Origin of the sequence: Azospirillum sp. TSO5, assembly GCF_003116065.1 — a bacterium.
Taxonomy (GTDB): Bacteria; Pseudomonadota; Alphaproteobacteria; order Azospirillales; family Azospirillaceae; genus Azospirillum.
Genome location: NZ_LGQY01000005.1, coordinates 15,482 through 30,866 on the forward strand (window position 1 = coordinate 15,482; position 15,385 = coordinate 30,866).

A 15,385-nucleotide genomic window follows, 5' to 3' on the forward strand; every position below is an offset into this window, starting at 1 on the left:
TTCCTAACCCTCCCCCGCCCTCGGTCGGCCGAAGGCCGATCCGATCGCGGGAGAGGGGGCTACCGCTGTCCTTCACATTATTTCTACAAGCGTCCTGCCCCCTCTCCCGCGTCAGCGGGGGAGGGATGGGGAGGGGGCATTCAGTGCAGAAACCTCACGCCCTCGCCCGAACCTCATCCTCGCCGAACTGCAGCCGACACAGCCGCGCATAGGCGCCGTCGGCGGCCAGCAGCGCGTCATGCGTGCCCTGCTCGATGATGCGGCCACCCTCCATCACCACGATGCGGTCGGCGTTGCGCACGGTCGCCAGACGATGGGCGATCACCAGCGTGGTGCGACCCGCCGTCAGCCGTTCCAGCGCCGCCTGCACCAGACGCTCCGATTCACTGTCCAAGGCGCTGGTCGCCTCGTCCAGCAGCAGGATCGGCGCATCCTTCAGGAAGGCGCGGGCCAGCGCCAGACGCTGGCGTTCGCCGCCCGACAGCTTGACGCCGCGGTCGCCGATCACCGTGTCATAGCCTTCCGGCAGCTTCGATATGAAGTCGTGCGCGGCGGCGGCCTTGGCGGCGGCGATCACGTCATCCATCCCGGCGTCGAGGCGGCCGAAGCAGATGTTCGCCCGCACCGTGTCGTTGAACAGAACCGTGTCCTGGCTGACGATGGAGACCGCGCCGCGCAGGCTGCGCAGGGTGGCGCCGCGCACGTCCTGGCCGTCGATCAGCACCTCGCCGCCCGTCACGTCGTAGAGGCGTGGGATCAGGTTGAACACCGTCGATTTGCCGGCGCCGCTGCGTCCGACCAGCGCCACCGTGCTGCCGGCCGGCACGTCGAGGTCGATGCCCTTCAGCGTCTCGGCGCCGGCCTCGTAGAAGAAACGGACGCCGCGCAGCGCGACCGCACCCTTGGAAACCGAAAGCGGCTTGGCGCCCGGCTGCTCCAGGATCGTCGGTTGCTGGTCCAGCAGTTCGAAGATGCGTTGGGCGGCGGCCATGCCCTCCTGCAGGGCGGCGTTCAGCGTGCCGATGGCACGCACCGGCTGGGCCGCCATCAGCAGCGCGCCGACGAAGCCGGAGAAGGCGCCGACCGAGCCCTCGCCCAGTGTCATGCGGTAACCGGCGAAGGCGATCACCCCCGCCACCGCGACGCCGCCCAGCACCTCCATCATCGGATCGATGCGCGACCGGGCGCGCACCGCCTTCATGGTGAGCTGGTAATTCTCCTGAAAGGCGCGGCCGGCGCGGGCGCGCTCATAATCTTCCAGATTGTAGGTCTTGACCATCCGCGCGCCCGACAGGCTTTCGGTCAGCAGCGAGGTCATGTCGCCCATCTGCGCCTGGGTATCGCGCGAGACGCGGCGCAGGCGCTTGCCGATGCGCACGATGGGCACGGCGGCAATGGGATAGATGATGAAGACGATCAGCGACAGCAGCCAGTCCAGATAGAACATCGACCCGACCAGCGCGATCACCGTCAGGATGTCGCGCACAAGCCCGGTCAGCGTGCGGGTCAGCGCGTTGCGGATCAGGTCGACGTCGTTGATGAAGCGGGAGGTCAGCGCCCCGGTCGGGGTGGCGTGAAGCTGCGCCATGTCGGCGGTCTGCAGATGGGTGAACATCGCCAGCCGGACGTCGGCGATGACGCGCTGGACGATGTCGCTGGTCACCACGGTCTGGGAATAGAGCGACACGCCCTTGATGACGGTCACCGCGATGATCGCCAGCGGGATCGCCAGCAGCATGCCGCGGTCCTGGGCGGAGAACATGGCATAGGAGCGGTCGATCAGCAGCGGATAGGCGCCGGTGGTCGCCGCCACGATCGCCATCAGCAGGAAGGACAGCAACAGCTTGCCGCGATAGGGGCGCACCCACTCTCGCCACATCCGGGCCGCCAGCCGTTCGGTCGCCGCATCCAGGCGCAGGGGCTTGCCGCTCTTGTTCGTCACGGTCGCATCCGATCTCATGTCCGTTGGGGATGGCTTAGCCCATGGGCTTCGGCTTTGTCCACCGCTCGACGCGGTGCCGCCGGTGCTGGTTACAGGCTTCCTTTACCGGTTTCATGCGAAGCTGCGGATGATCGGAGCGGCGAACATCGTGCCGCCGGGGGAGAAGGGGAGTGCCCATGCCGAACGGAATTGGCCTCAATGGCGGACTTAATGGCGGCGGTGCGCGGCGTCCGCGCATCGGTCTCGCGCTGGGCGGCGGGGTGGCACGCGGCTGGGCGCATATCGGCGTGCTGCGGGCGCTGAAGCGCTATGGGATCGAGGCCGACATCGTCTGCGGCTCGTCGGTCGGGGCGCTGGTCGGCGGCGTTCATCTGGCGGGAAAGCTCGACACGCTGGAAGAGTGGGTGCGCACGCTGACCCGGATGAAGATCGTCGGCTATTTGGATTTGCGGCTGCGCCAGGGCGGCGGGCTGATCGGCGGCGACCGGCTGCTGGCGGAGCTGCGCCTGCATCTGGGCGATGTGCGGATCGAGGAGCTGCCATGCCCCTATGCCGCCGTCACCACCGATCTGGTGACCGGCCACGAGGTGTGGCTGCAGCGCGGCGAACTGGTCGACGCCATGCGGGCGTCCTTCTCGCTGCCGGGCGTGTTTCCGCCGGTGTCGATCGACGGGCGCTGGATGATCGACGGCGCCCTGGTCAACCCGGTACCGGTGTCGGCTTGCCGGGCGCTGGGCGCGCAGATGGTGATCGCCGTCAATCTGTCCGGCGATATCCTGGGCAAGGCGCGCAAGCCGGGCGCCAGCGTGCCGACCGCCGCCGGTTTCGACCTGCTGCGGCTGGTGGAGGACGAGGTGCCGGGCCAGCGCCCGCCAAGCGGAATCGGCGCCCTGGCGCGCCGCATCTTCCGCCGCGACTATGAGGGGCCGAGCCTGTTCGGCGTGATGGTCTCGTCGCTGGGCATCGTCACCGACCGCATCACCCGGTCGCGGCTGGCCGGCGACCCGCCGGACGTCCACATCGTCCCGCGGCTGGGTCACATCGGCCTGACCGAGTTCGACCGTGCCGACGACTGCATCCGTGAGGGGGAGGCGGCGGTGGAGCGCGTCCTGCCGGATCTGCACGACGCGCTCGCCGTCTTCGCCACCGGCCCGCGCGAATCGACGCGCGGGCCGATGCGGGATTGAGCGCCTTTTTAGTGATCGATCGCCGTGCCCAGCGCCGCACCGCCCAGGCCGCCGATCACGGCGCCGCGGGTGCCGTCCACCGCGTAACCGCCGGCCGCACCGGCCGCACCGCCGACCACGCCGCCAGTCGAGCAGGCAGTGACGGAAAGAAGCGCGAACACCGCACCGATCAGACGCAAACGGGACATCATGCTACCCTCCACATGTTGACTGTTCGGTGTCTAAACACGCGGGAGCGCATTTTGCTTCCATCCTCCGCTGATCTTTCGGTCCTGATACTTTCGGGCGGAACCTCTTCCCCCTTCAAGCGTTGACCTGACTTTAACCGTGCAACGTTCAATCGGGGGAACGACCATGCGGACGATCATCAATCATTTGCGCACCACCGCCATAGCCGCCACCGCCGCCCTGTCGCTGGCCGCCTGCCAGAATCCCGATGGCAGCATGGGCGGCATCGGCGGGATGAACACGTCGGAGACCGTCGGCACGCTGGGCGGCGCCGTGGCCGGCGGTTTGCTCGGCTCCCGCTTCGGCGGCGGGTCCGGCAAGCTGGCGACCACCGCCATCGGCACTCTGCTCGGTGCCTATGCCGGCCAGCAACTCGCCCGGCATTTCAGCCCGGCCGACCAGAATCGGGCGTCGGATGCGGAGGAGCGGGCGGTCGCCAACAACCAGACCATCACCTGGAACAACCCGGAGTCCGGCAACCGCGGCACCATCCAGCCGGTGAAGACCTATCAGGGCAGCAACGGACAGACCTGCCGCGACTACAACCACACGGTTGTGATCGACGGCAAAACGGAGGTCGCGCGCGGCACCGCCTGCCGCCAGCCTGACGGTAGCTGGAAGCTGATGTCGTAAGCGTACACCCTGTCCGAATGACCGCCTCCGGGTCCTACGCCTTGCGGATGTGCAAGGTTGCCGTCAAAATCAACGAGTTCCGCCGGATGGCGGCCTGATGCGAACGGCGTGCGGGGCTTATGGAGGCGGTCAGCTACATCATCCTCATTGGATCCACCCTGCTGATCGTCAGCGTGCTGACCAGCTACCTCGCTCTTCGTGTCGGTGCGCCGTTGCTGCTGATCTTCCTCGGCATCGGCCTGCTGGCCGGCGAGGATGGGATCGGCCAGATCTCCTTCAACGATGCCGGCTCCGCCTTTCTGATCGGGTCGATGGCGCTGGCGGTGATCCTGTTCGAGAGCGGGTTCGACACCAAACTCGCCAGCTACAAGGCGGCGGCCTGGCCGGCGATGACGCTGGCGACGGTGGGCGTCGCCGTCACCACCGGCGTGGTGGGCGTCGCCGCCCATTATCTGATGGGGCTGGGCTGGGGCGAGGCGCTGCTGGTGGGGGCGGCCTGCAGTTCCACCGACGCGGCGGCGGTGTTCTTCCTGCTGCGGGTCGGCGGCATCACCCTGCGCGACCGTGTCCGCTCCACGCTGGAGATCGAATCGGGCAGCAACGATCCGGTCGCCATCATGCTGACCATCCTGCTGGTCGAGGCGGCGACCCACGGTCTGGCCTCGCCCGTCGCCATCGTCGGCGAACTGGTGCTTGCTTTCGCATTGGGCGGGGTGATGGGGCTGGCCGGCGGCTGGCTGCTGGTGGCCTTCATCAACAAGGCGAATTTCGAATCCGGGTTGAACCCGGTGGTGACGCTGACCTTCGCGCTGTTCATCTTCGCCGTAACCAACGTGCTGGGCGGCAGCGGCTATCTGGCCGTCTACGCCGCCGGTCTCTATGCCGGGAATGTCAGGCTGCGCGGGGCGCTGGACCTGCGGCGCTTCCATTCCGGGCTGACCTGGCTCAGCCAGATCGTCATGTTCGTGATGCTGGGGCTGCTCGCCACGCCGCGGGAGTTCGCCGGCATGATCCTGCCGGCGCTGGGTGTGGCTTTCGTCCTGATCGTGGTCGCCCGCCCGGCTGCGGTGTGGATGTGCCTGCTGCCCTTCCGCTTTTCGGTGCGGGAAACCAGCTTCATCGCCTGGGTCGGCCTGCGCGGTGCGGTGTCGCTTCTGCTGGCGCTGGTGCCGGTGCTGGGCGGGCTGGAGAACGGCCAGCTGATCTTCAATACCGCCTTCGTCGTCGTGGTCGTCTCGCTGCTGGTGCAGGGATGGACCATCGGCAGCATGGCGCGGGCGCTGGAACTGATCGTTCCGCCGCGCCGCGGTCCGGTGGAGCGCGTGGAGCTGGAGCTTCCCGGCAATGCCGACCAGGAGCTGGTGGCCTACACCGTCCATGGCAAGAGCCCGGCGGCGCGCGGCCAGCGCATGCCGCGCTGGGCCAAGCCGTCGCTGGTGATCCGGTCGGGCGCGGTGGTGCCGCTGCACAAGGCGAAGCCCCTGCAGCCCGGCGACCATGTCTATCTGTTCACGCCGCAGCACCGGTTGCCACTGATCGACAAGCTCTATGGCGGTAGCCGCGCGCTCGACCAGAACGACCGGGAATTCTACGGCGATCTGGTGCTGAGCCCCGATGCCACGGTGGAGCAGATCGCCGAGATGTACGGCCTGCCGCTGTCGATGGCCAACGCCCGGCTGACCTTGAGGGACCTGCTGCGCAACGAGTTCGGCGGTTCCTGCGAACTGGGCGACCGGGTTCGCATGGGCGGGGTCGAGCTGATCGTGCGCGATATGGAGGACGACACCATCACCTCCGTCGGCATGGCGCTGGAGCCTGCCCGCGTGACCAGCCGGCGCCGGCCGCTCTACCAGCGGATCGCCGATGTCGGCGGACGGTTGCGCGGCTGGTGGATCAAGCACTCCTTCCGGCGCTGGAAGGAGCGCGAGAAGCTTCGGGCACGCCGGCTGGAGGCGCTGCCACCGCCTGAACCGAACCACGAGGAACGGGTGGAAAGCCGGAACGACGCCGCCTGAGCTAGATCGGATCGCGTAAAATCGGAATCGATTTGGAGCGTGAATCCGATCGTCAAACATAAAGCTACAGCGTCGTGCGTTTCATATTAAACGCACGACGCTGTAGCCCCCCGGAGCTTACCCCTGGTGGCCCGGACGCGACGCGGCGATGGTGCGGCTCAGGTAGATGACCGGCGCCAGCCCGACCAGAACGATCACCAGGGCGGGTAGGGCGGCGTCGTCCAGCCGCTCGGTGGAGGCCATGCGGAAGGCCTCGATCGCCAGCGTGTCGAAGTTGAAGGGCCGCAGGATCATCGTCGCCGGCAACTCCTTGGTGATGTCGACGAAGACCAGCATGGCGGCGCTGAGCAGGCTGGGACGCAGCAGCGGCAGATGGACCCGGCGCAGCACCTGCAGCGGCGTATGGCCAAGCGAGCGGGCCGCACCCTCTAGATTCGGGCCGATCTTGGCGAATCCGGACTCCAGCGGCCCATAGGCCACCACGAAGAAGCGGATCAGATAGCCATAGAGGATGCCGGCGATGGTGGTGCCGAGGATGGCGCCCATCGGCCAGCCGGTCCAATCCCGCGTCAGCCCGACGGTGATGAGGATGCCGACGGCGATCACCGTACCCGGGGTGGCGTAGCCGAGCGAGGCGAGGCGCGCCGCGCCGGTGGCGAAGCCGCTGCGGTCGTGGCGCACGCCATGGATCACCATCAGCGCCACCATGACCACCAGCAGCGCGCCGCTGGCGCCGAGGATGAAGGTGTTCACAGTCAGGTCGGTGAAGCGGGCGAGCGTCAACTCCGTGCCGCCGCGCAGGATCATGCGGATCAGCACCGCCCCCGGCAGCAGGAAACCGAACAGCACCGGCGTCAGACAGACGATCCAGGCCAGCACCGTGCCGCGGGCCGACAGGCGCGGGGCGGGCAGGGCGCGGTAGCGGCCGGTGGTCTGGTGGAAGCGCATCTTGCCGCGCGACAGCCGCTCCAGCCCGACCAGCGCCAGCACCACCAGAAGCAGCACGGCGGCCAGCTGTGCCGCGGCGGCCGGATCGCCCAGCGCGAACCACGTGCGGTAGATGCCGACGGTGAAGGTGTCGATGCCGAAGTAGCGCACGGCGCCGAAGTCGGCCAGCGTCTCCATCAGGGCATAACCGACGCCGGCAACCAGCGCCGGACGGGCCAGCGGCAGGGCCACCCGGCGGAAGGCGCCGAAGGCGGTGCAGCCCAGCGTCCGGCTGGCCTCCAGCACGCAGACCGACTGTTCCAGAAAGGCCGCGCGGGTCAGCACATAGACGTAGGGGTACAGCACCGACGACAGCACCAGCCCGGCGCCCCAGGCGGTGTGGATCTCCGGAAACCAATAGTCGCCGCGCCGCCAGCCGAAGGTGGCGCGCAGGAAGGACTGCAGCGGTCCGGCATATTGCAGGAAATCGGTGTAGGTGTAGGCCAGCACATAGGCCGGCATGGCCAGCGGCAGCAGCAGCAGCCATTGCAGGACCCCGCGTCCGCGGAAGTCGTGCATGGTGACGGTCCAGGCGCAGGCAACCCCGGTCACCAGCGTGACGACGCCGACGATGCCCAGCAGGATCACCGTGTTGAGGATGTAGCCGGGAAGCACCGTCCGCGCCATGTGCCCCCACAGATCGGTGGAGACGCCGGCCGACTGGACGAAGACGGCAAGGATCGGCAGGGCAATCAGCAGCGCGAGGATCAGGGCGAACAGGCCGGTGAGGCCGATACGCGACCACAGCTGGCGGAGAGAGAAGGACGGGGAGCCGGGTGACTTCGCGTCGGTCGCCATCGCCATGCGGAAATATCCTCGCACCGGTTCAAACAGAGGGGGCAAAAAGAAGGCGGCGCCTGCTCCCTGGTGAGGGGGCAGGCGCCGCCGGTACTCTACACTATATGCGAACCGTTATCAGCTGGCTTCGGCAGCGCGCTGGTGACGCTTGCGCTCGTTCGGGTCGAGGTAGCGCTTGCGCAGGCGGATCGACTTGGGAGTCACTTCCACCAGCTCGTCGTCGGAGATGTAGGACAGCGCCTTTTCCAGCGTCATCTGGATCGGCGGAGTGAGGCGGACCGCCTCGTCCTTGCTGGTGGTGCGGATGTTCGTCAGCTGCTTGCCCTTGATGACATTGACCTCAAGGTCATTGCCGCGGGTGTGCTCGCCGATGATCATGCCCTGATAGACCGGCACGCCCGGATCGATCAGCATCGGGCCGCGATCTTCCAGGTTCCACAGGGCGTAAGCCACCGCGGTGCCGTCGCTGTTGGAGATCAGCACGCCGGTGCGGCGGGCCGCGATGGCGCCCTTGAAGGGAGCGTAGCCGTGGAACAGGCGGTTCATGATGCCGGTGCCGCGGGTGTCGGTCAGGAACTCGCCCTGATAGCCGATCAGGCCGCGCGACGGCGCATGGAAGACGATGCGGGTCTTGTTGCCGCCCGACGGGCGCATCTCGATCAGGTCGGCCTTACGCTCCGACATCTTCTGAACGACGGTGCCCGAGAACTCCTCGTCGACGTCGACGACGACTTCCTCGATCGGCTCCAGGCGCTGGCCGTTCAGCGGGTCGGTCTTGAACAGCACGCGCGGACGGCTGATCGCCAGCTCATACCCCTCTCGGCGCATGGTCTCGATCAGGATGCCCAGCTGCAGTTCGCCGCGGCCGGCCACCTCGAAGGCGTCGCCGCCCTCGGTGTCGGCGATGCGCAGAGCCACGTTGCCTTCCGCTTCGCGGAACAGGCGGTCGCGGATCATGCGGCTGGTGACCTTGTCGCCCTCGCGGCCGGCCAGCGGGCTGTCGTTGACCGAGAAGGTCATCGCCAGGGTCGGCGGGTCGATCGGCTGGGCGGCCAGCGGCTCGGAAACTTCCGGCGCGCAGATGGTGTCGGCCACGGTGGTGTTGGTCAGGCCGGCCAGCGCGACGATGTCGCCGGCATGCGCCTCTTCCACCGGAACGCGCTCCAGGCCGCGGAAGGCCAGCACCTTGCTGATGCGGGCGTTCTCGACCAGCTTGCCGTCGCGGCTCATCGACTTGACGGCCATGTTGACCTTGACCGAACCCGTCTGGATGCGGCCGGTCAGGATGCGGCCCAGATAGGGGTTCGCTTCCAGCGTGGTCGCCAGCATGGTGAAGGGCAGGTCTTCCTCGACCTTCGGGGCCGGGACATGGTCGCGGATCAGCTCGAACAGCGGGGTCAGCGTCTCGCGGGCGCCGTTCTCCAGGTCCGTGGTCGCCCAGCCGTTGCGGCCCGAGGCGAACAGGGTCGGGAAGTCCAGCTGCTCGTTCGAGGCGTCGAGCGAAGCGAACAGGTCAAACACCTCGTCATGCACCTCGTGCGGACGGCCGTCGGGACGGTCCACCTTGTTGATGACGACGATCGGGCGCAGGCCGAGCTTCAGGGCCTTGCCCAGCACGAACTTGGTCTGCGGCAGCGGGCCTTCGGCCGCATCGCAGAGCAGGACGACGCCGTCGACCATGGAGAGGATGCGCTCCACCTCGCCGCCGAAATCGGCGTGGCCGGGGGTGTCGACGATGTTGATGCGCAGGTCGTTCCACAGAACGGACGTGCACTTGGCCAGGATGGTGATGCCGCGCTCGCGCTCCAGATCGTTGGAGTCCATGGCGCGCTCAGCCACCTGCTGGTTCTCGCGGAACGAGCCGGCCTGCTTGAGGAGTTGGTCAACCAGCGTGGTCTTGCCGTGGTCGACGTGGGCGATGATGGCGACGTTACGGAGATTCATGGAGCCTTCGGTCTCGCAATGGCACCCCCGACACGCAGCAGCGTCATGCCACAAACAACAAAAAGGCCCGACGAAGATTAATCCGTGGGCGCTGTCGGGGAAACTGTTGCGGCGCAATATATGGATCCTCGGCCAAAACGCAAGCGCCGTGCCCTTTGGTCTAACGCGAATTTCCGGGATGGAGCCATGCGTGATTGGACCCTACATTGGGGACGATGATCCGTTTCGCTTCCGCTTCCCGCCGCCGCGCGGCCGCCGCAACGAGGATTGCAGCCGTGCCGCTCAAGGCCCCCATCGCCGCTCCGCTGGTCGCCGCCCTGCTGATGCTGGGGCCGGCGGGCGCCGGCCATGCCCAGGATTCGCCCCCGGACAGCATCCCCGGCGCCGTGCCAGCGGTATCGCCGGAGGCCCCGCCGCCGGAAGAGGAGGTGCGGCCGGCCGGCATCACCTATGAGGTGGACATCACCGGCGTCGAGGATGAGGGCTTGCGCGGTACGCTGCGCGACGCCTCCACCCTGGTGGAGTTGAAGGACGATCATCCGCCCTCGCTGATCGGGCTGGAGCGGCGGGCCGACAGCGACCGCGACCGTTTGCAGACGGCACTGCGCTCCGCCGGATATTACGACGCGAAGCTGGACATCCGCATCGAGGATCCTGCAGCGGCCGGCACCCTGCCGGCCGGGGGAGAGGCGCCGCCGGTCAAGGTGACGGTGGCGGTCACTCCGGGGCCGCTCTACCACATCAAGACGGTAACGGTGCGCGGCGCAGATGGCTCCACCCTGCCGAAGGAGGTGGCGACCGACGACCTCGGCCTCGCCGCCGGCGCTCCGGCCGTGGCGCAGAAGGTGCTGGACGCCGAATCGGAGCTGGTCGGGCGGTTGAGCAAGCGCGGTTACGCCTTCGCGAAGGCTTCGGACCGCGAGGTGGTGGTCGATCATTCCGACCGGACGATGGATGTCGCCTACACCGTCGACCCCGGCCCGCTGACCCGCTATGGCGCCACCCGAATCGAAGGGCTGCAGAAGGTCGACGAGGATCTGGTGCGCGGGCGCCTCGCCTGGAAGGAGGGGCAGGTCTACGACCCTGGTGCCACCGACCGGGCACGGCAGGACATCGCCGCCCTCCAGGTCTTCGACACCGTGCGCGTGCGGATGGCGGACGAGCCGGGGCCGGACGGCGTGACGCCGGTGATCGTCACGGTCAGCGAGCGCAAGCGCCGCTTCATCGGCGGCGGCGTCACCTATTCGACGCAGGACGGGCTGGGCGCCAACGCCTATTGGGGTCACCGCAACCTGTTCGGCGGGGCGGAGCAACTGCGCGTCGGCGTCGATGTCGGGCGTGTGGCCGGATCGTCCGGCGGCACGTCGAGCAAGGGCAACGACCTGCCGGACCTGCGCTTCAGCGTCAATTTCCGCAAGCCCGACTTCCTGGCGGTGAAGCAGTCGCTGGTGGTCAATTTCGCCGTGGTCAACGACCAGCCGCCGGCCTACAGCCGGGTCGCGTCGGAACTGACGGTCAAGCTGGAACGGCCGCTGACCGACCAGCTGACCATCAGCTATGGCGTGACCGGCGAGCGCGGGCGGGTACGGACGGAAGACAAGACCTATCAGACCTCCTTCATCGGCGTGCCTTTGGGGGCGGCCTGGAACGGCACCGACAATCTGCTGAACCCAACCTCCGGCCAGCGGGCCTCGCTGCAGGTGACGCCGTGGTTCCCGATGGGCGGCGATACCAAGTCGCCCTTCACCTCCGTGCTGCTGAACGGCTCCACCTATTACGATCTCGGCAATGACGGGCGCTATGTCGCGGCGGCGCGAATCGGGCTGGGCAGCATTCTCGGCACCACTCTGTCGGACATCCCGCCCGACCATCGCTTCTATGCCGGCGGCGGCGGGTCGGTGCGCGGCTACGGCTTCCAGAAGGCGGGGCCGCGCGACCGCTATGACGATCCGGTCGGCGGCCGGTCGCTGTTCGAGATCGGGGCGGAGCTGCGAATCAAGGTGACGGAGAGCATCGGCATCGTGCCCTTCGTCGATGCCGGCACGGTCTATGATTCGGCCTATCCCGACTTCAGTGAGCCTCTGCGCGTCGGCGCCGGCCTGGGTCTGCGCTACTACACCGACTTCGGTCCGCTGCGCGTCGATGTTGGTGTTCCCCTCAACCCCGCCGACGGCGATGCGCGCTGGCAGCTGTATCTCAGCCTGGGGCAGGCGTTCTGATGGCGCAATTTCGTCCCAATCCTCCGGGACGATGACCGTTTATTGCGGTTGAGACAACGGTGGCGCTGGTGAAAGGGCATGGTGTGACGGCGGTTCGCTTATTTCTGGTCGGTCTGACGATCCTCACCGGCCTGCTGGCCGATCCGCAGCCCGTCCGGGCCTTCTCGCTGTTCTCCGGCGATTCCGCCCGCGAATGGCTGAGGGAGAAGGTGGAGGGGGCGGTCGAATCGCCGGACATGCACCTGAAGCTCGGCGCGATCGACGGCAGCATTCCCACCGACTTCACCATCGCCACCGTCACGCTGGCCGACAGCCAGGGTGTTTGGCTGACCATCGACCGGCTGCATGTGGTGATGTCGCCATCCGCCCTGTTCATGCGCAGTGCCAGGATCGATGCGCTGGAGGCGGCTTCGGTGGTGGTGACCCGCGCACCGGTCAGCACCCAGCCCGCCACGCCGTCCGATCCCAACGCCTCGCTGCTGCCCAGCCTGCCGGTGGACATCGACCTGAAAAAGCTGGTGGTCGAACGGCTGGAGCTGGCGCCGGCGCTGCTGGGCGAACAGGTCGTGCTGCGCATCGCCGGCTCGGTGCTGTTGGAGCATGGCGGCGGGGCGCTGAACGCCAACCTGTCGGTGGCGCGCATCGACGACAAGCCCGGACAGGCCGATCTGGTCGCCGCCTTCGATCCCGGCAAGAACACGCTCAACCTGTCGGTCAATGCATCGGAACCGGCGGGCGGCGTCATGGCCCGCGCGCTGTCGATGCCGGGCCTGCCGCCGGTAGACCTGGCGTTGAAGGGCGACGGCACGTTGGACGACTGGACCGGCAAGCTGACCGCCACCGCCGGCGAGGCCGCGGCCCCCACCGGCACGCTCAACGCCGACGCCACCATCAAGAAGGCGCCGGAGGGGCATCTCCTGACGCTCGCGGCCGGCGGCAATTTCGCGCCGCTGATCGCCGGATTGGCGGGCGACACGGTGACTCCGCTGATCGGTCCCAGCCCGACGCTGAACGCGACCGTGCTGCGGGCTCCGTCGGGGGCCATCACCCTGCGTCCGCTGGCGCTGACCGTCGCCGCCGCGAATGCGACGGTGAATGGCGACATCGGCGCCGACTACAACAGCCTCAACCTGCGCTGGACCGTCCAGGCCGGGCCGGATTCAACCCTGCACCCGCTGGTGCCGCTGTCCTGGCGCGAGGGCGTGGTGGAGGGCTCCGCCGAAGGGGCGTTGAGCGCGCTGAACGTCGCGGTGAACGCCACCCTGCGCGATCTTGCCGCCGACGATCCGGCGCTGTCCCGCCTGACCGGCCCGGAGACGACGCTCGCGGCCAAGGCGCGGATCGACACCGGCAGCGGCGGAATCGGATTGGAGACGTTGACGCTGAACGCCGCCGCCGCGCGCGCCGAGGCGAAGGGAACCATCGGCGGCTGGGGCCAGACGGCCGACCTGACGCTCAGCGCCAGCGCCGACGACCTCGCCCCGCTGTCCGGCCTCGCCGGCCGGCCGCTGGCGGGCACCGTGGCGCTGTCCGGGCCGGTCAAGCGCGTCGCCGACGGCACGCTGACCGCCGACCTGACCGGCACCATCGACCGGCTGTCCACCGGCACTCCGGCCGACGCCGTGTTGGGCGACAAGGCGACGCTGGCGCTGGCTGCGCGCATGGAGCCCGATGGCGCCATGCGCCTGACCGACCTGACGGTGGACGGGCGCAACGGCAAGCTGACCGGTACCGCGGCCCTGGCGGACAACAAGGTCGATGCGCGAACCACCCTGACGGTGGCGAAGCTGGAACCGCTGGGCACGGCGCTCGGCACGCCGATGGAGGGAGCGGCGACGCTGGAGGCGACCGCCCGCGGCCCGCTCGACGCCATCCAGGCGCAGGCGACGCTGAACGCCCGCAACCTCGTGGTGCAGGGCCGCCGGCTGGGCGCCACGGAGGTGAAGGCGACCGCCGCCGGCCTGCCGGCCACGCCGAACGGCACGGTGTCGGCCCGCACCAACCTGGACAAGACTCCGCTGTCGCTCGACGGGCGTTATGCCCTGCGTGAGCAGACGCTGCGGCTGGACGGGCTGACCATCGCCAACGGCACCAACCGCATCACCGGCGAGGCGCAGGTGGCGCTCGACACGCTGCTCGCCACCGGCCGGCTGGAGGGCAAGCTGCCCAACCTGAACGGCCTGTCGGAACTGGCGGGCATGCCGCTCGGCGGTGGGGCGAGCTTCACCCTGGCGCTGGACGGCAAGGGCGGCAAGCAGGCGGCCAACCTGACCGCCGACGCCAGCAATCTTCGGGTGGAAGGGCAGGGCGGACCGCTGCTGACCGCCCGGAAACTGACGGCCAAGGCCGACGTCGCCGACGCGCTCGGCACCCCCACCGGCAAGGCGCGGGTGGAGATGACCGACGGCAACGCTGCCGGCAACGAGCTGCGCAGCGTCACCGCCTCCGTCGACGGGTCGCTGGCGAAGGCCAGCTTCCAGGCCAACGCCAATGGCACCGGCGCGCAGCCGGTCGCGCTCGACCTCGCCGGCGGACTGGCGATGGATGGCGGCGTGACCCGCATCCGCCTCGATCGCCTGCAGGCGCGCTATGCCGGCGAGGATCTGCGGATGACCGCCCCCGCCACCATCCTGCTGGCCGACCGCCGCTATGAGGTGAAGGAGTTGCGGCTGTCGTCCGGCAATGCCCGGCTGGCCGCCGACCTGGGGCTGAACGGCGAACGCCTGAGCGGCGAGCTGACCATCGACCGCCTGCCGCTGGCGCTGGCGAAGCTGGCCAGTCCGACCCTTGCGCTGGACGGCGTCGCCAATGCGCGGGCGTCGCTGGGCGGCACGCTGCGCAACCCGCGTGCCGACGCCACGCTGCGGATCAGCGGGTTGAAGGCGCAGCAGACCACCCAGGCCGGGCTGCCGGGCATCGACGCGACGGCGGATATCCAATGGCGCGACCGCCGGCTGACGCTGGCCAGCCGGGTCGCCATGCCGAAGAATGCAGGCACGCTGACCGCCAACGCCGCCCTGCCGCTGGTGATGGACCCGGACAGCTACGCCGTCAGCGTGCCGCCCAAGGGCGCGCTGGAGGCGGCGGTCGACGGCACGGTGGATATGTCGCTGGCGAACGATCTGCTCGCCGCATCGGGCGACCGGGCGCGCGGATCGCTGCGGCTGGACGTGCGGGCCGGCGGCACGGTGGACAAGCCGTCGCTCGGCGGTTCGGTGGTGCTGACGAACGGGCGTTACGAGAACCGGGCCTCGGGTGCCGTCATCACCAACATCGAGGCGCGACTGGTCGGCGACGGCGACGTCTTCACCATCCAGAGCTTCCGCGGCCGGACCCGCAACGGCGGGACCATCACCGCCAATGGCGTCATCCGTCCGGGGGCCGCCGCCGACCAGCAGTTGGACATCAGGCTGCAGGCCGACAATGCCCGGC

The 15,385-nt window shown here is 68.7% G+C and carries 9 protein-coding genes; 5 read left to right on the forward strand and 4 right to left on the reverse strand.

The annotated features are described in order from the left end of the window. Positions 1-154 precede the first annotated feature (154 nt). Positions 155-1,942 (reverse strand): ABC transporter transmembrane domain-containing protein, encoded by a 1,788-nt coding sequence (locus TSO5_RS00730; protein ID WP_109149823.1) that lies wholly within the window; start codon positions 1,940-1,942, stop codon positions 155-157. A 176-nt stretch (positions 1,943-2,118) separates the two neighbouring features. On the opposite strand from TSO5_RS00730, the gene TSO5_RS00735 reads away from it, so the two are divergent. After that, positions 2,119-3,129 (forward strand): patatin-like phospholipase family protein, encoded by a 1,011-nt coding sequence (locus tag TSO5_RS00735; RefSeq protein WP_109149817.1) that lies wholly within the window; start codon positions 2,119-2,121, stop codon positions 3,127-3,129. Between the two features lie 8 nt (positions 3,130-3,137). On the opposite strand, the gene TSO5_RS00740 is transcribed toward TSO5_RS00735, so the two are convergent. Further along, on the reverse strand, positions 3,138-3,320 hold the full coding sequence (locus TSO5_RS00740; RefSeq protein WP_085089555.1) for a hypothetical protein: 183 nt from the start codon (positions 3,318-3,320) through the stop codon (positions 3,138-3,140). 163 nt (positions 3,321-3,483) lie between these two features. On the opposite strand from TSO5_RS00740, the gene TSO5_RS00745 reads away from it, so the two are divergent. Both TSO5_RS00745 and TSO5_RS00750 read left to right on the forward strand, forming a co-directional pair. Beyond that, positions 3,484-3,990, forward strand: coding sequence for an RT0821/Lpp0805 family surface protein (locus TSO5_RS00745; RefSeq protein ID WP_109149818.1), 507 nt, complete (start codon positions 3,484-3,486; stop codon positions 3,988-3,990). Positions 3,991-4,109: 119 nt separating this feature from the next. Then, a complete protein-coding gene (locus TSO5_RS00750) occupies positions 4,110-6,005 on the forward strand; it encodes a potassium/proton antiporter (protein ID WP_109149819.1) in 1,896 nt (631 codons plus the stop codon). 117 nt (positions 6,006-6,122) lie between these two features. Here the strand turns inward: TSO5_RS00750 and TSO5_RS00755 are convergent, their stop codons facing one another. Together TSO5_RS00755 and typA are read right to left on the reverse strand one after the other, a co-directional pair. Then, entirely contained in the window at positions 6,123-7,796 is a 1,674-nt protein-coding gene (locus TSO5_RS00755; RefSeq protein WP_109149820.1) for an iron ABC transporter permease, read from the reverse strand. Positions 7,797-7,907: 111 nt separating this feature from the next. After that, positions 7,908-9,734, reverse strand: a complete 1,827-nt coding sequence (gene typA / locus TSO5_RS00760) for a translational GTPase TypA (RefSeq protein WP_109076391.1) — start codon at positions 9,732-9,734, stop codon at positions 7,908-7,910. A 275-nt stretch (positions 9,735-10,009) separates the two neighbouring features. Between typA and TSO5_RS00765 the strand changes: the two genes are divergently transcribed. Both TSO5_RS00765 and TSO5_RS00770 read left to right on the forward strand, forming a co-directional pair. Next, entirely contained in the window at positions 10,010-11,953 is a 1,944-nt protein-coding gene (locus tag TSO5_RS00765; protein WP_247870513.1) for an autotransporter assembly complex family protein, read from the forward strand. A gap of 83 nt (positions 11,954-12,036) precedes the next feature. Next, a partial coding sequence (locus TSO5_RS00770) for a hypothetical protein (RefSeq protein WP_247870514.1) occupies positions 12,037-15,385 on the forward strand: 3,349 nt, incomplete at its 3' end.

Coding starts and splice junctions, on each gene's coding strand:
- TSO5_RS00745 (WP_109149818.1), top strand. CDS start 3,484: ATGCGGACGATCATCAATCATTTGCGCACCACCGCCATAGCCGCCACC.
- TSO5_RS00750 (WP_109149819.1), top strand. CDS start 4,110: ATGGAGGCGGTCAGCTACATCATCCTCATTGGATCCACCCTGCTGATC.
- typA (WP_109076391.1), bottom strand. CDS start 9,734: ATGAATCTCCGTAACGTCGCCATCATCGCCCACGTCGACCACGGCAAG.
- TSO5_RS00735 (WP_109149817.1), top strand. CDS start 2,119: ATGCCGAACGGAATTGGCCTCAATGGCGGACTTAATGGCGGCGGTGCG.
- TSO5_RS00755 (WP_109149820.1), bottom strand. CDS start 7,796: ATGGCGATGGCGACCGACGCGAAGTCACCCGGCTCCCCGTCCTTCTCT.
- TSO5_RS00740 (WP_085089555.1), bottom strand. CDS start 3,320: ATGATGTCCCGTTTGCGTCTGATCGGTGCGGTGTTCGCGCTTCTTTCC.